Source organism: Ruegeria sp. YKSF57, from assembly GCF_059612585.1.
This window is the reverse complement of sequence record NZ_JBXWQW010000003.1, coordinates 46,158-68,764: the sequence shown is the minus strand read 5'-3', so window position 1 is coordinate 68,764 and position 22,607 is coordinate 46,158. Positions and strand designations below refer to the sequence as shown.

22 protein-coding genes and 1 riboswitch are annotated in these 22,607 nt (G+C 57.4%); of the genes, 6 read left to right on the top strand and 16 right to left on the bottom strand.

Annotated features, from left to right (window positions below):
* The first annotated feature begins 38 nt into the window (after nucleotides 1-38).
* Both AC2FLX_RS01595 and AC2FLX_RS01590 read left to right on the top strand, forming a co-directional pair.
* On the top strand, nucleotides 39-1,202 hold the full coding sequence (locus tag AC2FLX_RS01595) for a serine hydrolase domain-containing protein (RefSeq protein WP_480747883.1): 1,164 nt from the start codon (nucleotides 39-41) through the stop codon (nucleotides 1,200-1,202).
* Between the two features lie 9 nt (nucleotides 1,203-1,211).
* Entirely contained in the window at nucleotides 1,212-1,586 is a 375-nt protein-coding gene (locus AC2FLX_RS01590; RefSeq protein ID WP_496811131.1) for a DUF2237 family protein, read from the top strand.
* A 97-nt stretch (nucleotides 1,587-1,683) separates the two neighbouring features.
* Here the strand turns inward: AC2FLX_RS01590 and trpB are convergent, their stop codons facing one another.
* The 5 genes from trpB to rpsA form a co-directional block, all read right to left on the bottom strand.
* Nucleotides 1,684-2,931, bottom strand: coding sequence for a tryptophan synthase subunit beta (trpB, locus tag AC2FLX_RS01585; protein ID WP_496745637.1), 1,248 nt, complete (start codon nucleotides 2,929-2,931; stop codon nucleotides 1,684-1,686).
* A gap of 160 nt (nucleotides 2,932-3,091) precedes the next feature.
* Nucleotides 3,092-3,739: a phosphoribosylanthranilate isomerase gene (locus tag AC2FLX_RS01580; RefSeq protein ID WP_496745635.1), complete on the bottom strand. Its 648-nt coding sequence runs from the start codon at nucleotides 3,737-3,739 to the stop codon at nucleotides 3,092-3,094.
* Between the two features lie 9 nt (nucleotides 3,740-3,748).
* Entirely contained in the window at nucleotides 3,749-4,099 is a 351-nt protein-coding gene (locus tag AC2FLX_RS01575) for a lipopolysaccharide assembly protein LapA domain-containing protein (RefSeq protein ID WP_480748086.1), read from the bottom strand.
* A gap of 7 nt (nucleotides 4,100-4,106) precedes the next feature.
* Complete coding sequence (gene ihfB, locus AC2FLX_RS01570; RefSeq protein ID WP_480747887.1) at nucleotides 4,107-4,391, bottom strand: integration host factor subunit beta; 285 nt, start codon at nucleotides 4,389-4,391, stop codon at nucleotides 4,107-4,109.
* A 271-nt stretch (nucleotides 4,392-4,662) separates the two neighbouring features.
* The gene (rpsA, locus tag AC2FLX_RS01565; protein WP_480747888.1) at nucleotides 4,663-6,339 is read right to left on the bottom strand and encodes a 30S ribosomal protein S1; all 1,677 of its coding nucleotides are present in this window, start codon (nucleotides 6,337-6,339) and stop codon (nucleotides 4,663-4,665) included.
* A 288-nt stretch (nucleotides 6,340-6,627) separates the two neighbouring features.
* On the opposite strand from rpsA, the gene AC2FLX_RS01560 reads away from it, so the two are divergent.
* Nucleotides 6,628-8,103, top strand: coding sequence for a sulfatase family protein (locus AC2FLX_RS01560; protein ID WP_496809991.1), 1,476 nt, complete (start codon nucleotides 6,628-6,630; stop codon nucleotides 8,101-8,103).
* A 1-nt stretch (nucleotide 8,104) separates the two neighbouring features.
* On the opposite strand, the gene AC2FLX_RS01555 is transcribed toward AC2FLX_RS01560, so the two are convergent.
* The gene (locus tag AC2FLX_RS01555) at nucleotides 8,105-8,635 is read right to left on the bottom strand and encodes a polysaccharide deacetylase family protein (protein WP_480747890.1); all 531 of its coding nucleotides are present in this window, start codon (nucleotides 8,633-8,635) and stop codon (nucleotides 8,105-8,107) included.
* A gap of 220 nt (nucleotides 8,636-8,855) precedes the next feature.
* On the opposite strand from AC2FLX_RS01555, the gene AC2FLX_RS01550 reads away from it, so the two are divergent.
* Nucleotides 8,856-9,335, top strand: a complete 480-nt coding sequence (locus tag AC2FLX_RS01550) for a YHS domain-containing (seleno)protein (RefSeq protein WP_480747891.1) — start codon at nucleotides 8,856-8,858, stop codon at nucleotides 9,333-9,335.
* A gap of 52 nt (nucleotides 9,336-9,387) precedes the next feature.
* Here AC2FLX_RS01550 and AC2FLX_RS01545 read toward each other — a convergent pair whose 3' ends face one another.
* Nucleotides 9,388-10,005, bottom strand: a complete 618-nt coding sequence (locus AC2FLX_RS01545) for a (d)CMP kinase (RefSeq protein ID WP_496809992.1) — start codon at nucleotides 10,003-10,005, stop codon at nucleotides 9,388-9,390.
* A gap of 122 nt (nucleotides 10,006-10,127) precedes the next feature.
* On the opposite strand from AC2FLX_RS01545, the gene bchE reads away from it, so the two are divergent.
* Nucleotides 10,128-11,636, top strand: a complete 1,509-nt coding sequence (gene bchE / locus AC2FLX_RS01540) for a magnesium-protoporphyrin IX monomethyl ester anaerobic oxidative cyclase (RefSeq protein WP_496809993.1) — start codon at nucleotides 10,128-10,130, stop codon at nucleotides 11,634-11,636.
* Between the two features lie 3 nt (nucleotides 11,637-11,639).
* Here the strand turns inward: bchE and aroA are convergent, their stop codons facing one another.
* The 9 genes from aroA to miaB all read right to left on the bottom strand — a co-directional run bounded on the left by aroA (nucleotide 11,640) and on the right by miaB (nucleotide 21,605).
* Nucleotides 11,640-12,986: a 3-phosphoshikimate 1-carboxyvinyltransferase gene (aroA, locus tag AC2FLX_RS01535; RefSeq protein ID WP_496745626.1), complete on the bottom strand. Its 1,347-nt coding sequence runs from the start codon at nucleotides 12,984-12,986 to the stop codon at nucleotides 11,640-11,642.
* Nucleotides 12,987-13,052: 66 nt separating this feature from the next.
* Nucleotides 13,053-13,763, bottom strand: a complete 711-nt coding sequence (gene trmB / locus AC2FLX_RS01530) for a tRNA (guanosine(46)-N7)-methyltransferase TrmB (protein ID WP_480747896.1) — start codon at nucleotides 13,761-13,763, stop codon at nucleotides 13,053-13,055.
* Nucleotides 13,764-13,895: 132 nt separating this feature from the next.
* Nucleotides 13,896-15,077 (bottom strand): methionine adenosyltransferase, encoded by a 1,182-nt coding sequence (metK, locus tag AC2FLX_RS01525; protein WP_496809994.1) that lies wholly within the window; start codon nucleotides 15,075-15,077, stop codon nucleotides 13,896-13,898.
* Between the two features lie 5 nt (nucleotides 15,078-15,082).
* Nucleotides 15,083-15,134, bottom strand: a riboswitch (SAM-SAH riboswitch).
* Between the two features lie 30 nt (nucleotides 15,135-15,164).
* Nucleotides 15,165-16,679: an apolipoprotein N-acyltransferase gene (gene lnt, locus AC2FLX_RS01520; protein ID WP_496809995.1), complete on the bottom strand. Its 1,515-nt coding sequence runs from the start codon at nucleotides 16,677-16,679 to the stop codon at nucleotides 15,165-15,167.
* Nucleotides 16,676-17,563, bottom strand: a complete 888-nt coding sequence (locus AC2FLX_RS01515; protein ID WP_480747899.1) for a hemolysin family protein — start codon at nucleotides 17,561-17,563, stop codon at nucleotides 16,676-16,678. Before AC2FLX_RS01515 ends, lnt begins: the two co-directional genes overlap by 4 nt.
* A gap of 37 nt (nucleotides 17,564-17,600) precedes the next feature.
* Complete coding sequence (gene ybeY, locus AC2FLX_RS01510; RefSeq protein WP_480747900.1) at nucleotides 17,601-18,095, bottom strand: rRNA maturation RNase YbeY; 495 nt, start codon at nucleotides 18,093-18,095, stop codon at nucleotides 17,601-17,603.
* 56 nt (nucleotides 18,096-18,151) lie between these two features.
* A complete protein-coding gene (locus tag AC2FLX_RS01505; RefSeq protein ID WP_480747901.1) occupies nucleotides 18,152-19,177 on the bottom strand; it encodes a PhoH family protein in 1,026 nt (341 codons plus the stop codon).
* Nucleotides 19,178-19,334: 157 nt separating this feature from the next.
* The gene (locus AC2FLX_RS01500) at nucleotides 19,335-20,090 is read right to left on the bottom strand and encodes an outer membrane protein (protein ID WP_480747902.1); all 756 of its coding nucleotides are present in this window, start codon (nucleotides 20,088-20,090) and stop codon (nucleotides 19,335-19,337) included.
* A 195-nt stretch (nucleotides 20,091-20,285) separates the two neighbouring features.
* Complete coding sequence (miaB, locus tag AC2FLX_RS01495) at nucleotides 20,286-21,605, bottom strand: tRNA (N6-isopentenyl adenosine(37)-C2)-methylthiotransferase MiaB (RefSeq protein WP_480747903.1); 1,320 nt, start codon at nucleotides 21,603-21,605, stop codon at nucleotides 20,286-20,288.
* A 121-nt stretch (nucleotides 21,606-21,726) separates the two neighbouring features.
* On the opposite strand from miaB, the gene AC2FLX_RS01490 reads away from it, so the two are divergent.
* Complete coding sequence (locus AC2FLX_RS01490; protein WP_496809996.1) at nucleotides 21,727-22,593, top strand: hypothetical protein; 867 nt, start codon at nucleotides 21,727-21,729, stop codon at nucleotides 22,591-22,593.
* Nucleotides 22,594-22,607: the final 14 nt, after the last annotated feature.

Here is a 22,607-nt window from a genome sequence, read left to right as displayed (position 1 = left end):
AGATGGCGATGCAATGGTCACTTGAGGGAGAATTCGAGATGCGCAATATCGGAAAATGGCTAGGCCGCGTTTTGCTGGCGCTCGTTCTGGCGGCTACAGTCGTGGGATTTTGGAAGCGGGAAGAAATTCTGCGGCTGATGGCGGTGAATTCACTGTTCTCCGAGGAAAAAATCGTTGGAAATTTCTCTCATATGGATGCGGCGTTTCTGACGGCGCCTTTGCCGCGCGGCGACGGACCGACTGTCGAGCTGCCTCATGGCGATGAATATGAACTGCCGCAAGGCGCGGAGAATTGGATTGACGAACGGGCGGTGACGTCGCTGCTGGTGCTGCAGGGCGGCAAGGTGCGGTTCGAAGAGTATTATCTGGGTACCAGCGCCGAGGACCGGCGAATTTCCTGGTCAATTGCAAAAAGCTATCTCTCTGCCTTGTTCGGCATTCTGCTGGAGGAAGGCGCCATTGCCTCGATCGACGATCCGGTTACCAAATACGTGCCCGATCTGGTCGACACCGCCTATGACGGCACCACGATCCGCAACGTTCTGAATATGGCAAGCGGCGTCACGTTTGATGAGGACTATCTGGACAAAAGCTCGGACATCAACCGGATGGGGCGCGTGGTGGCGTTGGGCGGCACTTTGGACGATTTCACGGCAAGCTTCACGGAACGCTTCGCAGAGCCGGGCGAGACCTGGCAATACGTGTCCATCGATACCCATGTCATCGGCATGGTAATCCGGGGCGCAACGGGTCGCAGCATTGGCGAATTGATGGCTGAAAGGATCATCGCGCCGCTTGGGCTGGAACATGACGGCTATTACATCACCGATGGTTCCGGCACCGCCTTTGTGTTGGGCGGATTGAATTTTACCACTCGCGATTTTGCCCGATTCGGGCAGATGATCCTTCAAGACGGGCAATACAACGGACAGCAGATCGTTCCCGCCGAATGGATCAAGGCCTCCACAGTTCCGACCGCACCCACTGAACCGGGAAAAATCGGCTATGGGTATCAATGGTGGATTCCCGTCGGCGCACACGAAGGCGAGTTTCTGGGACGTGGGGTTTACGGGCAATACCTGTATATCGATCAGGCGCGGGATGTCGTGATCGTCACTACCGGAGCTGATCGCAAGTTTCGTGACAAAGGTGTGAACGAAGAAAATATCGAAATGTTCCGCAAGATCGCTGAAAGCCTGTAGACTGGGCGTATGATCAAAAGCGAAAGCATCAACGTTCTCGACGGCGAACTGGCCCCGTGTTCGGATGATCCCCTGACGGGTTTTTTCAGGGATGGTGTCTGCAATACCTGCACCGAAGACCATGGCAGCCATACCGTGTGTGCAGTGATGACGGCCGAGTTTCTGGCCTATTCCAAATACGTAGGCAACGATCTGAGCACGCCCCGGCCAGAGTTCCACTTTCCGGGGCTGAAAGCGGGCGACAGCTGGTGTTTGTGCGCCGCGCGGTTCCTGCAAGCCTATGACGAGGGCTGTGCCCCCAGGGTCAATCTGGAAGCCACGCACAAACGGGCACTGGACACTGTGCCCCTGTCGATACTGATCGCGCAACGGGCACCGGTGTAGTCATCACGGGTTCGCAAGGCAGCAACGGCCCGGACAAAACAAACGGAACCTCGGTTCCGAAGTTCCATTTGTCGCGTATTACGCGTGGTTTGACCGATCAATCCGCGTCGCGGCCTTCGGTGTCGGACATATCGAAGCCCAGGTATTTGGCGACAGTAAAGATATCCTTGTCGCCCCGGCCACACATGTTCATGCAGATGATGTGATCCTTGGGCAGATCAGGCGCGATCTTGATCACGTGGCCCAAGGCGTGGCTGGGTTCCAGCGCGGGAATGATGCCTTCGGTGGCACAGCACAGCTGGAACGCGTCAAGCGCCTCCTTGTCGGTGATCGAGACATATTGGGCGCGGCCGACCTCATGCAGCCAGGAATGCTCCGGCCCGATGCCGGGATAGTCGAGACCGGCAGAAATCGAATAACCTTCGAGGATCTGGCCGTCGTCATCCTGCAGCAGATAGGTTCTGTTGCCGTGTAATACGCCCGGACGGCCGCCGGTTAGCGAGGCGCAATGCTCCATCTTTTCGTCGACACCTTTGCCGCCCGCCTCGACCCCGATGATGCTGACCGATTTGTCGTCGAGGAACGGATAGAACAGGCCCATCGCGTTCGAACCACCACCGATGGCGGCAATGATTGTGTCGGGCAGACGGCCCTCGGCCTTCATCATCTGCTCCTTGGCTTCCTTTCCGATGATCGACTGGAAGTCGCGGACCATCGCCGGATAGGGATGTGGTCCGGCCACGGTGCCGATGCAATAAAACGTATCGCGCACGTTTGTCACCCAATCGCGCAGGGCGTCGTTCATCGCGTCTTTCAGAGTGCCGCGGCCTGATGTCACCGGAATCACTTCGGCCCCAAGCAGGCGCATGCGGAACACGTTTGGTGCCTGACGGCGCACATCATGCGCACCCATATAGACGATGCATTTCAGTCCAAACTTGGCGCAGACCGTGGCAGTGGCCACGCCGTGCTGCCCCGCGCCGGTTTCCGCGATGATCCGGGTCTTGCCCATGCGGCGCGCCAGAATGATCTGACCCAGCACGTTGTTGATCTTGTGCGCACCGGTGTGGTTCAATTCGTCGCGTTTCATATAGATCTTTGCGCCGCCAAGTTCTTCGGTCAGTCGCTCGGCGAAATAGAGCGGTGACGGACGGCCCACGTAGTTGGCCCAGAGATCATCCATCTCGGCCCAGAAACCGGGGTCGACCTTGGCCTTTTCATATTCCTCTTCCAGCGACAGGATCAGCGGCATCAGGGTTTCGCTGACAAAGCGACCGCCAAAGATACCAAAGCGGCCGTTTTCATCCGGACCGGACATGAAGGAATTGAAAAGATCGTTTGCCATGTGTCGCGCCCTCTGTTGGGTTTTACCTGTCCTAGAGCGCCAGCGCGATGAGAGCAAGCCAAGGCAATTCGAATTGCTATCCAAAACCGGGTTTGTCAGGCGATGAAGCCAATCAGGTTGTCAAACAGCGACACCCGATGTCACGACATTTGCGCAGGTATTAACGGTGGGCTGCCTTGATAAAGGATTGAATCAGGCCCGCATCCTTGACGCCTGGGGCAGATTCCACCCCGGAGGACACATCGACCTGACGCGCACCTGTCATCCGCACCGCCTCGCCCACATTTTCGGGCGACAGACCACCCGCCAGCATCCAGGGGCGCCGCCAATATTTACGCCCCGCCAACAGCCGCCAATCAAATGCCAGTCCATTGCCGCCGGGCAACACCGCATTCTTCGGCGGCCTGGCGTCTATAAGCAGTTGGTCGACTACATCCGAGTACAGATCAATTTGCGACAAATCCGTCTCGTCCCCGATGCCGATCGCCTTCATGACCGGCAGGCCATACCTGCCTTTGATCTCGGTCACCCGGTCGGGGCTTTCCTTGCCATGCAGCTGCAACATGTCGAGCGGCACAGCGCCGGTGATCCGGTCCAGTTCCTCATCCGAGGCATTTACCACCAATGCCACCTTGGCCACACCAGCAGGTACTTCGGCGGCAAGCTTCGCCGCTTTTTCTGACATCAGGTGACGTGGCGATTTTTCGAAGAACACGAAGCCGACATAGCGCGCACCAGCCGTAACGGCGGCGCGCACATGTTCGGGCGCGGTCAGACCGCAGATTTTCACGCTGACTTGGTCGGGCATGAATGACCCTTAACTGGTCTCTTCTAACAGGGCCAGAACTTCGTCCTTGCCTTCGTTCTTCTGCTTCTTGAGCTTGGAGACCTCACGCTCAAGCTTGCGCACTTCGCGGTGCTTCACATCGGCTTGACGGCGGTGTTTGTGCTCGCGCAGCCATTCCCAGATGAATCCGATCACCAGCCCGGCAACAACGCCGCCCAGAACCACAAGAAACAGCGGCAACGACAGCGTAAAGTTGAAACCCAACAGATCAGCCAGATCATCGGGGATGAGTTTCAGGGTGACAGGTGCCCGGTTGGCCAGCGACACAGAAATCAAAACGATCCCAAGTGCGGCCAAAAAGGCATAGCGAATGTAACGCATCATATGTTCAGGCTTTTCCGTTCAATCGATCGCGAAGCAGCTTGCCGGTCTTGAAGAAGGGCACGTGCTTTTCTTCCACTTGCACGGTTTCGCCGGTTCTGGGATTGCGACCAATCCGCGCGTCCCGTTTTTTCACCGAAAACGCGCCGAACCCGCGCAGTTCAACCCGGTCGCCGCGGGCCATGGCGTCAGTCACTTCTTCAAAGATAGTATTCACGATCCGCTCGACATCACGCTGATAAAGATGCGGGTTTGCATCGGCGATTTTTTGAATCAGTTCGGAACGGATCATTCGGAATACCCTCCCAGGTCACGGGTTGTTTTGTTCTATTTGGTTGGGAGTATAGGGAAAAACCTGTGGCGGGGGAACGCAGAGTCTTTGCGCGGACGCTTCAATTTGAGGCCCGAAAACACAAATTTTCGCCATCCATCAGCGAATTAACACCTGTTTCCCGATAGTGGGGCCTTTGCACATGCAGAAACGGAACGCGTTGATTCGCAACAAAAACGGCCCCGCACAGATGCACGGGGCCGCAATTTGATAACCGTCAGGCGTTGCGGGCTTAGTCGCCCGACTTTAGCGCTGCACCCAGGATATCGCCCAGCGACGCGCCCGAGTCCGACGAACCGTACTGCTCCACGGCTTCTTTCTCTTCGGCGATCTCGCGTGCCTTGATCGACAGACCCAGACGACGGGTCTTGCTGTCGACGTTGGTGACGCGAACATCAACCTTGTCACCTACCGAGAAGCGCTCGGGGCGCTGTTCGGCGCGGTCACGGCTCAGGTCGGAACGGCGGATGAAGGACTTCATGCCTTCGTATTCCACCTCGATGCCGCCATCTTCGATCGCGGTAACGTTCACGGTGATAACCGAGCCACGCTTCACGCCGCCAACGGCTTCGGCGAACTTGTCACCACCCAGGGCTTTGATCGACAGCGAGATACGCTCTTTCTCAACATCCACTTCCGAGACGACCGCCTGAACGACATCGCCCTTGCGATAGTTCTGGATGGCATCCTCGCCACGCTCGTCCCAGCTGAGATCCGACAAATGGACCATGCCGTCGATGTCGCCTTCGAGGCCGATGAACAGACCGAATTCGGTGATGTTCTTGACTTCGCCCTCGACCTGAGTTCCCTCGGGGTGAGTTTCCGCGAACACTTCCCACGGGTTGCGCATCGTCTGCTTGAGGCCCAGGGACACGCGGCGCTTGGCGCCGTCGATTTCCAGAACCATAACGTCGACTTCCTGGCTGGTCGAAACGATCTTGCCAGGATGGACGTTTTTCTTGGTCCAGGACATTTCCGAGACGTGCACCAGACCTTCGACACCAGCTTCGAGTTCGACGAACGCGCCGTAATCGGTGATATTGGTGACGCGGCCTTTGTGAACCGAGCCCAGCGGGTATTTGGCGCCAACCAGATCCCACGGATCTTCCTGCAGCTGCTTCATGCCCAGGCTGATGCGGTGGGTTTCCTTGTTGATCTTGATGACCTGAACCTTGATGGTTTCGCCGATCGTCAGGATCTCGGACGGGTGGTTAACACGGCGCCACGCCATGTCGGTGACGTGCAGCAGCCCGTCAACACCGCCCAGGTCAACAAACGCACCGTATTCGGTGATGTTCTTGACGACGCCGTCCACGTTCTGGCCTTCGGACAGATTGCCGATGACTTCAGCGCGCTGTTCGGCACGCGATTCTTCCAGGATGGCGCGGCGCGACACGACGATGTTGCCACGGCGGCGGTCCATCTTCAGAATCTGGAACGGCTGCTTGAGACCCATCAGCGGGCCGGCATCACGCACGGGGCGGACATCAACCTGCGAGCCGGGCAGGAATGCAACTGCGCCACCCAGGTCGACGGTAAAGCCACCTTTGACGCGGCCAAAGATCGCGCCTTCGACGCGTGCATCGTCGGCATATGCTTTTTCCAGGCGGTCCCATGCCTCTTCACGGCGGGCCATCTCGCGCGAGATGACGGCCTCGCCGCGGGCGTTTTCGGCGGCGCGCAGGAAGACTTCGACCTCGTCGCCAACCGTGATTTCAGGGGCTTCGCCGGGATTTGCGAATTCTTTCAGATCGACGCGGCCTTCCATCTTGTAGCCTACGTCGATGATGGCCTGGCCGGCTTCGATCGCCAGAACCTTGCCTTTGACAACCGAACCCTCTTCGGGGGTGTCCATTTCGAAGCTTTCGTTCAGGAGGGCTTCGAATTCCTCCATGGTTGCGTTAGCCATGTGGCGTTGTTTTCCTTTTCACATCGATTTTTCTGGCCGAGCGGTTGTCTCCGCCGGTCTTGGAGTTGGTCAGGCGACCCGGTTTCGTGCCATAAAACAAAGAGGGCCGGTTGTCCCGACCCTGCTCGTCTCTTTTTTCTATGGCTCAAATCGCCTTGTCGACGCGCGCTCTATAACGGGTCTGTCCGCACCCCGCAAGGAAAAAGCCAAAAACGGCTTTCGTGACGCGGTTGGTCGCGCAACACTGTGTCTTGGCCGGAATGCTTTCACGATTAACAAGGAAATGGAATGCCCGATAACCTGAACTTTCTCGTCATCATTTCGGATGAGCATCGCAAGGACGCAATGGGATGCGCCTGTCATCCGTTCGTGCAAACCCCAAATCTTGATGTACTTGCGTCGCGGGGCACGATGTTCGAGGCGGCCTATACCCCTTCTCCGATGTGTGTGCCGACCCGCGCGGCATTGGCCACTGGCGACTGGGTGCACAGGACGGGCCACTGGGACAGCGCCACGCCCTATGCCGGGGAGCCACGCAGTTGGATGCGACAGCTGCGCGATTGCGGAAGAGAAGTTATTTCCATTGGCAAGCTTCACTTCCGCTCAGGCGAGGATGACAACGGGTTTTCACAGGAGATCCTGCCGATGCATGTGGTGGGTGGCGTAGGTTGGGCTGTCGGGCTGTTGCGCGAAAACCCTCCTCCCTACGACTCTGCCGCCGAATTGGCGGCAGATGTGGGTGTCGGCACAAGCACCTATACCGACTATGACCGCGATATCACAGCCGCAGCAGAACGCTGGCTGAAGGATCCCAATCGTCATCAACAGCCCTGGGCCGCTTTCGTGTCACTGGTCAGCCCACACTATCCCCTGACCTGCCCCGAGGAATGGTATGCGCTTTATGATCCAGCGCGAATGGACATGCCTGTAGGATATGAAGCCCGCCCGGTGGACCACGAAGAGCTGCAAAATATTGCCGGGTTCTTCAATTACGGAGACTATTTCGATGAACAGAAAGTACGTGAGGCCAAGGCGGCCTATTACGGGCTGACGTCGTTCATGGATGATTGCGCAGGCCGTGTGCTGAAGGCGCTGGAAGACAGCGGGCAGACTGACAAGACCGTTGTGGTTTATGTCTCGGATCACGGTGACATGATGGGAGATCAGGGGTTCTGGACCAAACAGGTGATGTACGAAGCCAGCGCGGGGGTCCCGATGATCGCGGCGGGGCCGGGAGTGCCAGCTGGCCACAGGGTCTCTACCTGCACCAACCTGACCGATATCGCCGCAACCGCTCGCGAGGTCTGTGGCATCGCTGACGACGAGAACAACGTGACCCAACCCGGAAAATCCCTGCGCCACATTGCCAATACGCCTTACGATCCGGATCGAACCGGGTTCAGCGAATACCATGATGGCGGGTCAAAGACCGGCACCTTCATGGTGCGCTGGGACCGGTGGAAATACGTCCACTATGTCGGCCATCCGCCCCAACTTTTTGATCTGAAAAATGACCCGCATGAATTGGTGAACCGCGCCATGGACGGGGAAAATGACCCAAACGTCCGCGCCGCGCTGGCCGAAGGCGAGCGCCGTTTGCGCATTATCTGCGATCCGGACGACGTCAACGCCCGCGCTTTTGCCGATCAACGTCGCAAGATCGAGGCACTGGGCGGCGAAGAGGCCTGTCGCACCGCCTTTGTCTTCAACCACACCCCCACGCCCGACGAGCAGGACAAACTGCGTGAGGGATCTGCGTTGTAGATCAGAGTTCTTCTCCCTTTTTCAGGAGTTCGTCGATCAGAGTGCGCTGAAGATCGTTGCTGTCGCCGCCGCCAAACTGCACAGCACCCCCGGTGTAGAGTGTGCCATAGGTCTTGGCGATATTCACCGTTTGCCCAAGGCCCGAGATAAACTGATTCTTTTCAAGCGGGGAAAGCGGGTGAATGAACACCGCCCACAAGGTTCCGTTTGCGATGGCATAGCGGGCATCAAGGGCGCTGTCGAAATTGGCCTGCATCATGCGGCGCATATCGTCGGGCGATACGTCCGCCGCGTTGCGGATCGGAACCATTGCGCGCATCCGGTCCGCATTTATGTCGGTAATCACCAAAACCGGAACATCGGCGACCATCATCTGAAACCCGGGGCCTTGCGGTTTTGCCTCCGGGTCCAGCGTAAAGATGATACGTCCCAGTTCTTCATAAGTCATGGGTGGTTCCGTGTTTGGGGCGGTTTCCTCCTGTGCGACACAGAATCTGGCAAGGCATATCAGGATGGCGGCAAGGCGGATCATTCGGGAACTCCGGTTCATTTCCGTACAGTCTAGGCCGGCATGCCCGATCAAACGATTCAAAGCTTGGTGATCAAATTCACGACAGGATCGTCCCATTTCCCGAACGATCGGCAATGTCTTGCGGTCTATCTGCGATAACACGTCCGATTTTTTGTCCCTACCTTCGTCATACCGGCCAGAACCGGCCCGGAAACACATTCATCAACAAGGAAAATCAATAATGAAATCGCTCGTACTCATCGCCCTCATCGCCGCCCTGCCCTTGGCCGCCGCACCCGCATTTGCCGCAGACGAGATCAACGTCTCAAACGGCATCTCGGCAGGTGGCGCCCCGCTTGCGGCGCATGGTGTGGACCTGGTTGCGCTGGTCACCAGTGGCAACCCGGTCGAAGGCTTCGCCACCCATTCCGCCACATATGACGGCGCGTCCTATTATTTCACCTCCGAAGAAAACCTCGACGCGTTCCAGGCAAACCCGGCAGCCTACTTGCCGCAGCATGGCGGGTTCTGCTCTTACGGTGTCTCGGTTGGCAAGAAATTCGACGGCGACCCGGATCAATATGTTCTGGCTGACGGCAAGCTCTTTCTGTTCCTGAACACCGCAACCCGTGAGAAGTTCCTCGAAGACGTGGCAGCCACGGCAACGACAGCCGACAATCAATGGGCGCAGATCAAGCACATCGCCGTGGGCGAACTGTAATCCCGCGCTGCCGGTGTCAGTTCCACTCACTCCGGCAATTGCCCGCGAAAGCCTAGGTTTTCGCGGGCATCTTTTTGTCGATCACCGCAATGGCGCGCTCCAGAGCCTCTTCGATGCTCAACTCGGATGTGTCCAGCAGCACGGCATCATCAGCGGGTTTCATCGGCGCTTCGCTGCGCCCCATGTCCCGCGCATCACGTTCCCTGACATCCGCAAGCACCTGTTCGCGAGTGATATTTTCGCCTTTCGCGGTTAGCTCGATATACCGACGCTCGGCGCGCACCTCGGGGCTGGCGGTGACGAAGAGCTTTACGTCAGCTCCCGGGCAGATAACCGTCCCAATGTCGCGCCCATCCAGAACGGCGCCACCCTCTTGGCGGGAAAAGTGTCGTTGAAATTCGACCAAAGCTGCGCGCACTTCGGGCATGACTGCCACCTTTGATGCCGCCTGGGCCACATCCGCGCTACGCAGATCATCGCGCCGCAAGTCTTCGGGCCGCAGCGTTTGCGCTGCTTCAACAGCGTCTTCACCGGTCAGCACACGCCGTCCAACAGCCCGATACAGCAACCCGGTGTCGAGATGCGCGAACCCGTAATGTGCCGCAACACCCTTGGAGATCGTACCCTTTCCCGCCGCAGCGGGGCCGTCGATGGCAATTGTAAAGCTCATCTTCTATCCCGTTCTACCTGCCATGGGCATAGTTCATGTTCGAACTTTCCGACAGCAAAAAACCGATTGAAAGTCCTGGAACGAGGTGAAACAGTTTCAACCAAAAGCAGAGCATTGATAAATTGCGCATTACACTTCTTCACCCGCCCCATACCGCAATTGGAAGCCGAATTCCCAAGGAAAACCTGCCCCCGTTCGGATTATTGTGTATTGGCGGTCCACTTATTGACCGCGGGCACGACGTCACGTTGATTAACGGCGATCTTGCCCCATTAGGCTTTGATGAATGCGTAGAACGTACGCTCGAGACCAAGCCAGACATCGTTCTGATCGGCCATTCCGGGTCAAGTTCCGCACATCCGACTGTAAAAACCCTTTCGCTGCTGTTGAAGCGCCAAAAACCGGGGCTAGTCATCGTTTATGGCGGTGTATATCCCACGTATCATTGGCGTTCGGTCTTATCCGAGTGCCCGCAAATCGACTTTGTTGTTCGTGGTGAAGGCGAAGAGACCACTTCTAACTTGATCGCTGCAATCCAACTGAGAACTGATCTGGAACAGGTGGCCGGAATCGCCTTTCGTGATAACTCCAATCAGCCCGTGTCTACACGCCCCGCTCCGATGATCAATGATTTGGACTCGAACCGAATTGGATGGGAACTGATCAATTTCGATGATTACTCATATTGGGGAGGGCGCAGGTCGGTCATCCTTCAATTCTCGCGTGGTTGCCCACATCTTTGTAGCTATTGCGGACAGAGGGGTTTCTGGACCCAGTGGCGCCATCGGGATCCAGAAAAATTAGCCAAGGAAATTGCTTGGCTTGCTCGTGAACATGGTGTCGAACTGGTCAATCTTGCCGACGAGAATCCGACCTCTTCCCGCCGGCAATGGAAAAGGTTTCTTGAGGCTCTGATCGCCGAGAATGTACAAGTTACGTTGATCGGGTCCACTCGTGCGGATGATATTGTACGGGACAGGGACTTGTTGCCGTTATACAAAAAAGCTGGTGTCTTGCGGTTCCTATTGGGTCTGGAAAGCACCGACGAAGCGACCTTGTTGTCGATCAACAAGGGGGCAAATACGCAAAAGGACATGCAGGCGATCCGCCTGTTGCGTTCTCACGGCATGATTGGCTTATGCACCTTTGCCGTGGGCTTTGCAGATGAGCGAGATAGAGACTACCTGCGATTGTTCAGGCAATTACTGAGGTATGACCCTGATCAAATCATGTTCATCTATGCAACCCCTCACCGGTGGACACCTTTTTTCGAAGACGTCAGGGACAAAAAAGTTGTAGAAACCGATCTACGCAATTGGGACTACAAGCATCAGGTGTTGGACACTCCGTTCGTTCCGCCTTGGCGCGTTTTCCTTTGGGTCAAGACCATCGAGATTCTGATCTCTCTTCGCCCGACGCATCTGATGAGACAATTTAGAGAGGTTGATCCAGAATTGCGTCACGCGATGCGCTGGTATTCGAAAATGGGGTTGCGTGTCCTGCTTCATGAAGGTCGCGAGTTTGTATTTCGACGACGCAATCAAACCGGGTGCACAGTCGCCACATTCTGGGGCGATAACCAAAAATTTCCGGAAGAAGCTATGGAACGGCCAAAACGAAAGATCAGTTGAAATTCATACCCGTTCCAACCTGGCGCCCAGATCGGCCATCAAAGGTTCGAAAATCGGGAAGGAAGTTGCAATCGGCCCGCCGTCATCGATCGAGACGGGGTTCTGCGCCCCCATGCCCAGAACCATGAAGGACATGGCGATGCGGTGATCCAGGAAGCTCTCACAAGTGCTGCCGCCGGGAACACCGCCGATGCCCAATCCTTCGACGGTCCACCAATCGTCGCCTTCTTCGACCGTTACACCATTGGCTCGCAATCCACGCGCCATGGCGTCGATGCGGTCGCTTTCCTTGACGCGCAGCTCCTTGACGCCGCCCATCATCGTGGTCCCGGTCGCATTGGCCGCAACAACCGACAAAACCGGATATTCGTCGATCATCGAGGCCGCACGTTCAGGCGGCACCGTGACGCCTTTCATATCGGGCGAGTAGCGCGCGCGCAGATCAGCCACTGGCTCGCCGCCCTCTTCCCTTTCATTCTCAAAGGTCAGGTTCGCGCCCATCTCCTGCAATGTGTAATAAAGACCGGCGCGGGTTGGGTTGAGGCCGATATTCGGCACCAGCACATCCGACCCCGGTGTGATCAGTGCGGAGCATACAGGGAAGGCAGCGCTTGACGGATCGCGCGGTACCGCGATGACCTGTGGTTTCAGTTCAGGCCGCCCAGTCAGCGTGATGACCCGGCCTTCGTCAGTGTCCTCGACGGTAATCTCGGCCCCGAAGCCAGCCAGCATTCGTTCGGAATGGTCCCGGGTTGCTTCCTTTTCGATCACGACCGTCTTGCCCGGCGCATTCAGCCCGGCCAGCAAAACGGCGGATTTGACCTGAGCCGACGGCACCGGAACCACATAGCGGACGGGTACGGGATAAGCGGCCCCGACGAGGGTCATCGGCAAGCGCCCTCCCTCGCGGCCAACGGCACGCGTTCCGAACAGCGCCAGCGGGTCGGTGACCCGCGCCATCGGTCGCCCATTCAGGCTGGCATCGCCGGTAAACGTCGCAGTGATCGGGCACGTCGCCATCGCGCCCATGATCAGGCGCACGCCGGTGCCGGAATTTCCGCAATCGATCACCTGATCCGGTTCGGCAAAACCACCGACGCCGACACCATGCACCGACCAGTTACCACCGCCGTGATTGACCACCTCGGCCCCGAATGCGCGCATGGCCTTGGCGGTGTCCAGCACATCCTCGCCTTCCAGCAGACCCGAAATCTTTGTCTCACCCACCGCCATCGCGCCCAGGATCAGCGACCGGTGCGAAATCGACTTGTCGCCAGGCACCTCGGCGGTACCGGTCAACGGACCGCAGGGACGCGAGGTCATCGGGATGGGCGTGCCGTGTCCGGACATGGGTGCTCCTTTTGCGCTATCATTCCCTGCGGATTAGCGAATTGATGTCACCGGGTCCAGCGACAATCACCCTTTGCGTCGGAAGGTCAGGTAGTGCGGCACTCGCCCCTCGCGCAGCGCCTTTTGCTCGTACCGGGTGGAAATCCAGTCGCCCCATGGCTTGCGCCAATCCTCGGGTCGTTCCGCCAGCCACTCAAATCCGGCCTTAGGCACTTCTTCCAATGTCTGACGCACATAGTCTGGAATGTCGGTCGCGACCCGGAAGATCGCGCCGGGTTTCATCACACGTGCCAGCGGCTCGAGGTGCTCGGGCGTAACGAACCGGCGGCGGTGATGACGCTTCTTGGGCCAGGGGTCGGGATAAAGCAGGAAGGCGCGGGAAAGGCTTTGATTCGGCAAAACGTCGAACAGGTCTCGTGCATCGCCGGGATGCACTGCCAGGTTTGACACATCCGCACGACGGATCTTGCCCAACAGCATGGCGACGCCATTGATGAAAGGCTCTGCGCCAATGATACCGATATCCGGGTTCTGTTCTGCCTGATGCACCAGATGCTCGCCACCGCCAAATCCCACCTCAAGCCATACCGGTTTGCCGCCAAACAGGGCATCCAGATCCAGCGGCAAGCGTTCGGGATTGCTGTCCCAATCCACCGCGCCGGGCGAGAGCGGGGACAGATCCTCGTTCAGATAGGTCTTCTGGCTGGGCTTCAGGGTCTTGCCCTTGAAGCGCCCATAGAAATTGCGTCGGGGGCGTTGGGGATGGTCAGTGCTCATGTCGCGGGCCATACTGTGGCGCTGATCGTGATGCAAGGACGGGATACAGTGCCAGACAGACCCGCCCCCCGCATTATTTGTATCGAACTGAAGAGCGCCCCATTGTTGGGGCGCTGATTGTCGTGCGGTGGCTCAGACGGCCTTTGTCAGCGCGTCCACCAGATCGGTGCGCTCCCAACTGAACCCACCATCAGCCTCTGGTTCGCGGCCAAAGTGACCGTAGGCCGCGGTGCGCTGATAGATGGGCCGGTTCAGGCCCAGGTGCTGGCGGATTCCGCGCGGGGTCAGGTCCATGACCTGATCGATCGCCTTTTCGATGGCTTCGGGCGCGACTTCGCCAGTGCCGTAGGTTTCGGCGTATATCGACAGCGGCTTGCTGACGCCGATGGCATAGCTGAGCTGGATTGTGCAGCGTTCGGCCATGCCGGCGGCAACCACGTTCTTGGCCAGATAGCGTGCTGCATAGGCTGCCGACCGGTCGACCTTGGTCGGATCCTTACCGGAGAATGCGCCGCCCCCATGCGGAGCCGCGCCGCCATAGGTGTCAACTATGATCTTGCGCCCGGTCAGGCCCGCGTCGCCATCCGGCCCGCCAATGACGAACTTTCCTGTCGGATTGACATGCCATGCGGTCTTGCCGTTCAGCCAACCTTCAGGAAGGATTTCGGTGATATAGGGTTCGACGATGTCGCGAATATCATCCGACGTCAGCGACTCGTCAAGGTGCTGGGTGGAAAGCACAAGCGAACTGATCCCGACCGGTTTGCCGTCGCGATAGACAACCGAAAGCTGAGATTTGGCATCAGGCCCCAGGGCCGGCTCGGTACCGTTCTTGCGCACTTCGGCCAGCCGTCGCAGGATCGCGTGCGAATACTGGATGGGTGCCGGCATCAGCGCCGAAGTTTCGTTGGTCGCAAAGCCAAACATGATGCCTTGATCGCCCGCGCCCTCATCTTTGTTGTCCGAGGCATTCACACCCTGCGCAATATGCGCCGACTGTTCATGCAGCAGGTTGGTGATTTCGCAGGTGTTCCAATGGAACTTATCCTGCTCATAGCCGATATCCTTGATACAGGCGCGCGCGATATCGTCGATGCGGCCCATATAGTCATGTAGCTTTTCCTGATCCGACAGACCGACCTCGCCGCCGATAACCACCCGGTTCGTGGTGGCAAAGGTTTCGCACGCCACGCGCGCTTCGGGTTCTTCGTTCAAGAATGCATCAAGTACGGCATCCGAAATGCGGTCACAGACCTTGTCGGGATGCCCTTCGGAAACCGATTCCGAAGTAAATGTGTAGTTCTGTCGGGACATAAAGGTGCTCCATTAAGACAATAACTCTGTCACGCCAGGAAGCCGTTGTAACAGACCTGCATCAGATAAGCGCCGATGACTGCGTGGTCAATCGGTTTTGCACATGCGCGACCTTTCGCGTCGATAAATCAACGCGAATAGCGCAAGACAAAGAATAAAGAATACACTGTTCCCGAAACGGGAGTAGAATGTCGGGGCCAAGGCAACCGCCAGTCCTTCGTCGAAATATCCTTCAACGCCCAGGGGCAAAGAACCTGTTACCTTCCCCAAAGGGTCAATCATTGCGGAGATGCCCGTGTTTGCCGATCTGACCATTGGCAAACCCTGCTCGATCGCACGCATCCTTGCTTGCGCCAAATGCTGATGTGGACCCGACCGAGTTCCGAACCACGCGTCATTGGTTATCTGCAAAAGGAGCGCGGGACGCTCCGGCGCGGCAAGAACGTCCTGCGGGAACACCGCCTCGTAACAGATCAGCGGCAAGGCGGATCCGAGTGTTCCCAGCGACAATAGTGCAGCCCCCGGCCCAGAGCTGAACCCCTGGCCCGTCGTGGCGGCGAATCCATAGATCCCGACTTGCGCCAGCAGATCGCCAAAAGGCACGTATTCGCCAAATGGAACCAGATGATGCTTGTCATAAACACCGGTCAAAACGCCGGTTTCGTCAACAACGACCATTGAGTTATAGATACGCAGGTCTTTGCTTCGCTGTATGCCCAGAACAACCGGAACACCTCTTGCTGTATCCGCGATAAGCTGCAAGGTGGGTTCGGCGTTTTCCAGCCAGACCGGAACCGAGGTTTCGGGCCAAACGACCAAATCCGGCTTTGGATCAGCGGCCGTAAACTCGATCTGACGATTGAAGAATATGGGGGCGTAGTTGGGATCCCATTTCTGATGCTGCGGCGCGTTGGGTTGATTGATGCGCACCGTCTGACCCGTCGCGACGACCTCGGGTCGGGTTCCCGCGTGAACGAAAGCAACTACTACAAAGGCGAAAAGCGGTATCACGCGAAAAAACAAGCAGCGAAAGGAAAAGCCCGGTTTGAATAGGAGTGCCAATGGCAGCGTGACCGCAAATGTAAGCGCGCCCAGCCCATAAGGGCCGACAATGGACAAAAGTTGAGCAACCGGTGTATCCACCCAGACCTGTGCCAACCCTGCCCAGGGAAACCCGGTAAACAAATAGCCGCGCACGAACTCTCCGACCGACAGGTAGATCACCAGCAACCAGATCCGACCAGGCACGGACCAGCCCGGACGCATTGCAAACCAGAAAGCAGGTGCCCAGAACAAAGCCATGCCGCCCGCCATGAAGATTAAGGCAAACGGAGCCATCCAGGCATAGCGTTCAGCATCCACCAGGAACGGCTCGACGATCCACAAGAGAGCATGGGCAAAATAACCGCTGGCATAAAACCACCCTAGCAACGCGGCCTGCCACTTGGACCGTGCGGACAAAAAGAGCGCCGAGGTGGCTACAAGCGACATCAGCGTCGCGGCCCAAAACCCGAAAGGCGCCAGCCCATACGCAGCGACCGCCCCGAGGAGGGCGGCCAGCAGATAGCGCAGCCAGATTGGCCAGCGAACGATTTGGATCATGCGGCGCGGTCCGGCAGCATCACACGCAGTCGTTTTATCCTGCGCGGATCGGCCTCAAGCACCTCGAATTCCGGACCTTCCGGGTGAATGACCACCTCGCCCCGCGCCGGGACCCGGCCGGACAACATGAATACGAGCCCGCCAAGTGTGTCTATTTCTTCTTCGTCCACATCTTCGTGACTGGTCAGGGAACGCCCGATTTCAGCCTCGAAATCCTCAAGCGGAACCTTGGCCTGAACGACATAGCAGCCCGGTTTTTCCTGCAACCAAAGTTGATCTTCGTCGGCATCGTGTTCGTCAGCAATTTCGCCCACCACTTGCTCGATCAGATCCTCGATGGTGACTAGCCCGTCGACGCCGCCGTATTCGTCGATCACCAGTGCCATGTGCCGCCGTTCCGTCTGCATTTTGGTCAACAGAACTCCGATTGGCATCGAAGGCGGCACAAATAGCAACTGGCGAAGCATCGTAGCCAGATCGAAATCGACCGTATCGCCGTTGAATCCGTGGGTCAGGGCAAAATCTTTGAGGTGAATGAACCCAAGTGGAGTATCCAACGTGCCCTCATAGACCGGTATCCGAGTCATACCGCTGTCGCGGAAAACCTGCACCAGTTCGTCTTTCGGGATGGTGCTGGGCACCGAAACGATTTCCGCAGTCGGAATCGCAACATCCTCGACCCGCATACGGCGAAGATTGATCATTCCGCGAGGTTGCGAGTTTGATGCGGCCTGCCCGTTCATTTGGGGGTCACTGATATTTTCGCCGGAAGAGAACACATCAATAATGCGGGACAAAAACCCCTGTTTCTCTTCGCTCATGTCGTCGCCGTTCCCGGATTGCGCGCCTTGCGCCGCCATAGAACCGCCGTCTGTATCGCCCATTTTCTCGTTCCAATTAACCGGACCGCAAAGCCCTTAATTACCCAGTATATGGGTTATCCAAGCCCATTTTGCCAAGTATTTCGATTTCAAGACCTTCCATCAAGGTGGCATCAGGGTCACGGACATGGTCGTATCCCAGAAGATGGAGCACGCCATGTACCACCAGATGGGTTACGTGATCCTCAAACGATTTTCCAGCATCCTGCGCCTCGCGTGCGCAGGTATCGTACGAAATAGCGATATCGCCCAGCGCGATGTCGCCACCAAAGTCGGGGCTGGGTTCAGCGGGCTCCGCCCCGGGCGTCTCGGCAGCCAGTTCCGCGGCCGGCCAGCTCAGAACATTAGTCGCACTTGGCTTGTCGCGGAATTCGGCGTTGAGTTCCTGGATCCGGACGTCGTCACATCCCAGCAGGCTGACTTCGCAAATCTCCGGATCAAGCCCCCGATGCGCCAGAACAGCCGAGACGGCGCGGCTGCCGACAGCCACGAGATTGTCCCAACGCGGGTCTTCCAATGTGACTTCGATCGTCAAACCTGCCCCCTTGGCAGCACATGCCCTCATTTTCGGCCCAGCCAAACCTTGCCCGATCAGGATGAGGTCGTTCGCCCGGCGTCGGCCTCATAAGCCTCAATAATGGCGGCGACAAGCGGATGACGCACAACATCCTTGGAGGTAAAATAGTTGAATCCGATTTTAGGAATGATTTTCAGCAATCGTTCCGCATCTGCCAACCCCGATGGTACCCCACGCGGCAGGTCGACCTGAGACCGGTCGCCGGTAATGACCATGCGGCTTCCTTCGCCCAAGCGGGTCAGGAACATCTTCATCTGCATGGTCGTGGCATTCTGCGCCTCGTCCAAAACCACAAAGGCGTTCGAAAGCGTACGACCGCGCATGAAAGCCAGCGGTGCAATTTCTATACGTTTTTCTTCGATCAACTTGGCGAGCTGCTTGCCAGGCAAAAAGTCGTTCAGCGCGTCATAGAGCGGCTGCATGTAGGGGTCGACCTTGTCCTTCATGTCGCCGGGCAGATATCCCAGCTTCTCCCCCGCCTCGACGGCGGGACGGCTGAGGATGATACGGTCAACATGGCCGCCGATGAACATCGACACGCCGACAGCCACGGCCAGATAGGTCTTACCCGTCCCCGCCGGGCCAATACCAAAGGCCAGTTCGTTGTTGAACAGCGATTGCACATAAGCCTTTTGCGCATCTGTGCGCGGCTCAACCAGCTTCTTTCGAGTCTTGATTTCGACCGTGCCGCCCTTGAACATTTCAAGCTGATCGCCATCGCGAACGCCAGTTCCGGTCTCGGACCCGCCCATGCGCAGTTCACGGTCTATATCCGCCGCTTCGACAGATCGACCGGCCTGCAGCCGGTCATAAAGCGCCTCCAGCACTTCCACCGCCCGCTTCTGAGCTTCTTCCTCGCCCATGATGGCAAGCTGGTTCCCGCGGCGAAGGATTTGGATCGACAGTTTTCGCTCGATCTCGGCCAGGTTGCGGTCATATTCACCGCACAGGTCAATCAACAATCTGTTGTCTGGAAATTCAACAAGCACCTCGTGCGGGGGCATGTCATCTTGCGGTGGGGTAAGGGCACCAATGGCCAATAGGTTCTCCTGTTTTGGCATTTGATTTGAGCGTAGTCAGATTGCTCGCAACTGCGCAAGCACCGACGAAAAAAAATTGCACGAGAACGCAAATTTGCCGCCCCCCGGCTGAACAAGCCCGCGATTTATTCAAATCGCGGGTCTCGAGCAATCGGCCTCAGAATGCGTAATTCAGACCGACTCTGATATTGCCATAACTCGGCGTGGCCACTGTCGAGGATCCTGAAGAATCAATCAGTCGCATCGAATCGAATTGCGTGAATTCATACTCCAGCGTCAGGCGAACCTTTTCCGCCACGATGCGTTCCATCCCAAGACCCAGAGTGTAGCCGTCATAATCGGAGTTGTCCGACACGGCAATCGTATCACCGCCAGCCGTCCCCGCCAGTGCATAGTCGATATCGCCTCTCGCATATCCTACGATACCGTAATACTGCATCTTTCCAGACGCGCTGGTGATGCCGCCCTTGAGCCGCAGGGACAGTACGTTTTTGACATCGACTGATGCCTGATGCGTGTTTGTGGTCAGATCATCGTCGATGCTGCCCGCCTCATAGCCCAACTCGACCCCGTAAACATAATACCGGCTGCGAAATGCGATGTTGTTTCGCCACCCGAGCCTGAGGCCATAATTAAACCCACCCGGCTTCAGTTCGCCCACGCTCGCCACCAGATCGCCGTTCGGAGCGCGCTGCCCCACGTCATCCGAGCCTCCGAATGCGTACCCCAGCGTTCCCCCGGCATAAAAACCGCGCCAATCGGCATGGCGCTTGGCTGGCTCGATGACCTCTGGTTCTACAAAAGGAGCCTCAGTATTCCCAGCGACTACCGGGACTCCGTTCAATGCCCCAATGCCGAACACCAGCGAAAGTGCCCACCCTTTTAGGGACAACAGTCCGTTCAAGCGTTTCAAATTCTGCTCCCTCCTCGTACCAACTCCTTACGGAGCCTCACAAACTATCCGGCCCCAAAGACCATTCGCACCGTTGCCCAGATGGTGCGATTTCGATGACCTAAACCAGAAACAGGTTTCGGCAAAGTGAATCTTTGTTATCGAAATGCCAATAGCACCCCAAATCTGGCTATTTTTCGGCTTTTCCCCTCAAGATTATGTCAACTCTCCGGCGAGAGAGTTGGAACCGGAGGACGTGATGCGCACACGACGCAGATCACCAGGAACTACATCAGCCCGATTTACGTGGACCGCATGCAGATACTCTGATTTTCCGACCATCTGTCCGTCGAGCCGCCCGGGCTTTTCAAACAACACATGCACGTCACGCCCGACCATGCTGTCCTGCACGCTGCGCTGATGCTTGGTAATCAGTGCTTGAAGCCGTTGCAGCCGGTCATCGGCTTCCTTTCCCGGAACCTGTGGCCGTTCCGCCGCCGGTGTACCCGGTCGTGTGGAATACTTGAACGAATAGGCATAACCGTACTTTACCTCTTCGACCAGATCGAGCGTGGCCTGGAAATCCTCTTCGGTCTCTTCCGGAAAACCGACAATGAAATCACCCGACATCAGAATATCGGGGCGTGCGGCACGAATACGCTCAATCAGTCGCAAATAGCTTTCCGCCGTATGGCTGCGGTTCATCCGCTTCAGAATCTTGTCCGAGCCGGACTGCACCGGCAGGTGCAGATAGGGCATCAGCTTGTCGCAGGTAGCGTGCGCTTCGATCAGATCGTCGCTCATGTCGTTGGGGTGCGATGTGGTAAACCGGATGCGTTCCAGTCCGTCGACCTTGTTCAACTCCCAGATCAACCCGGCAAGCGTCATATCGCCGTTCTGACCGGCCCCGTGATAGGCGTTCACGTTCTGACCCAGCAACGTGATTTCGCGCACGCCCCGCTCCACCAGTTCGCGAGCCTCAAGCAGAATACGATCCGCAGGCCGGCTGACCTCGGCCCCGCGAGTATAGGGTACCACACAAAAGGCGCAGAACTTGTCGCAGCCTTCCTGAACGGTCAGAAACGCCGTCGGGCCGCGCTTGGCCTTGGGACGGTTCTTCAGCTTTTCGAATTTGTCCTCTTCCGGGAAATCCGTGTCCAGCGCCTTTTGGCCTTCGCGCGTTTTCGCCTCCATCTCGGGCAGACGGTGATAGCTTTGCGGGCCGACCACCAGATCGACAAGAGGCTGGCGGCGCATGATCTCTTCGCCTTCGGCCTGCGCGACGCAGCCTGCGACTCCGATCTTGAGATCGGGTTTTTCCGCTTTGAGTCCCTTGAATCGGCCAAGCTCGGAATAGACCTTCTCCGCAGCCTTTTCCCGGATATGGCAGGTGTTGAGCAGGATCATGTCCGCATCATCCGGGCTTTGCGTCTCGACATAACCTTGCCCGCCCAGCGCCTCGGCCATGCGCTCGCTGTCATAAACGTTCATCTGACACCCGTAGGTCTTGATGAAGAGCTTTTTCGGTTCGGACATGAAACGTGCCTTTGATTTCGCTGGATCGGCGCCGTCTATACGGAACGGACGCGGCTTGCAATGCGCGCGCATTTACCCGAGTTTGACGGCAAATGCCAGCAGAGCAGGACAAGTACATCGCATGCAGTATCCATCACTCGACAGTTTTCTGAACTCGGTCGCGAAATCGCCAGTCAAAGGACCGGTGGCGATGATCTTTGCCGAAGACGCCGTCGAGATAGCAGGAACATTGCTGCATCATTTGAATCTCGGGTTCAAAACGGTGATCGCATTGATGCCGGATGACTTCGAACTGCCGACGGATCTCGGCGACCAGGTGCACCGGATCACCTATACTTGTAGGCCCAGACATTTGGTCTTTGCGGCGGTCAACCGGATCGTCGCCGCGTTGCCCAATGTCTGGATGTACTACGGCTACAACGCCGAATACCTGTTCTTTCCGTTCTGCGAAACGCGCAGCGTGGGCGAGATGCTGTCTTTTCACGCCGAGGAACGCCGCAGCGCGATGCTGACCTACGTGATCGACCTGTACGCCGAAGACCTGAACACTTGCCCCTCGGCGGTTTCGCCCGCAACTGCGATGCTCGACAAATCGGGGTACTTTGCCGAAGTGCGCATAGACCCAACAACCGATGACCCGCTTGAACGGCAACTCGACTTTTCCGGCGGGCTGCGCTGGCGGTTTGACGAGTTCATACCAAAGGAAAGCCGGAGAATGGATCGCATCGCACTTTTTAGATCCAAGCCCGGGCTAGAGCTGTTTTCGAACCACACGTTCAATGATCCTGAATACAACACCTATTCCTGCCCGTGGCATCATAATCTGACTGCAGCTATCTGTTCCTTTCGCGCTGCAAAGGCGCTGAAACGCAATCCGGTGTCAGCGGCGCGGATCAACACCTTCAAATGGCGCAATTCCGTACCGTTCGAATGGTCCTCGGGCCAGTTGCTCGATCTTGGCCTGATTGAACCGGGGCAGTGGTTCTAAAACGCGGTCCAGCC

Coding starts and splice junctions, on each gene's coding strand:
- AC2FLX_RS01555 (WP_480747890.1), bottom strand. CDS start 8,635: ATGATCCGCCTTGCCGCCATCCTGATATGCCTTGCCAGATTCTGTGTC.
- AC2FLX_RS01545 (WP_496809992.1), bottom strand. CDS start 10,005: ATGAGCTTTACAATTGCCATCGACGGCCCCGCTGCGGCGGGAAAGGGT.
- AC2FLX_RS01575 (WP_480748086.1), bottom strand. CDS start 4,099: ATGCGTTACATTCGCTATGCCTTTTTGGCCGCACTTGGGATCGTTTTG.
- AC2FLX_RS01580 (WP_496745635.1), bottom strand. CDS start 3,739: ATGCCCGACCAAGTCAGCGTGAAAATCTGCGGTCTGACCGCGCCCGAA.
- rpsA (WP_480747888.1), bottom strand. CDS start 6,339: ATGGCTAACGCAACCATGGAGGAATTCGAAGCCCTCCTGAACGAAAGC.
- trpB (WP_496745637.1), bottom strand. CDS start 2,931: ATGGCAAACGATCTTTTCAATTCCTTCATGTCCGGTCCGGATGAAAAC.
- metK (WP_496809994.1), bottom strand. CDS start 15,077: ATGTCCCGACAGAACTACACATTTACTTCGGAATCGGTTTCCGAAGGG.
- AC2FLX_RS01490 (WP_496809996.1), top strand. CDS start 21,727: ATGCAGTATCCATCACTCGACAGTTTTCTGAACTCGGTCGCGAAATCG.
- AC2FLX_RS01515 (WP_480747899.1), bottom strand. CDS start 17,563: ATGGGCGATACAGACGGCGGTTCTATGGCGGCGCAAGGCGCGCAATCC.
- AC2FLX_RS01550 (WP_480747891.1), top strand. CDS start 8,856: ATGAAATCGCTCGTACTCATCGCCCTCATCGCCGCCCTGCCCTTGGCC.
- lnt (WP_496809995.1), bottom strand. CDS start 16,679: ATGATCCAAATCGTTCGCTGGCCAATCTGGCTGCGCTATCTGCTGGCC.
- AC2FLX_RS01595 (WP_480747883.1), top strand. CDS start 39: ATGCGCAATATCGGAAAATGGCTAGGCCGCGTTTTGCTGGCGCTCGTT.
- aroA (WP_496745626.1), bottom strand. CDS start 12,986: ATGTCCGGACACGGCACGCCCATCCCGATGACCTCGCGTCCCTGCGGT.
- AC2FLX_RS01590 (WP_496811131.1), top strand. CDS start 1,212: ATGATCAAAAGCGAAAGCATCAACGTTCTCGACGGCGAACTGGCCCCG.
- AC2FLX_RS01560 (WP_496809991.1), top strand. CDS start 6,628: ATGCCCGATAACCTGAACTTTCTCGTCATCATTTCGGATGAGCATCGC.
- trmB (WP_480747896.1), bottom strand. CDS start 13,763: ATGAGCACTGACCATCCCCAACGCCCCCGACGCAATTTCTATGGGCGC.
- ihfB (WP_480747887.1), bottom strand. CDS start 4,391: ATGATCCGTTCCGAACTGATTCAAAAAATCGCCGATGCAAACCCGCAT.
- miaB (WP_480747903.1), bottom strand. CDS start 21,605: ATGTCCGAACCGAAAAAGCTCTTCATCAAGACCTACGGGTGTCAGATG.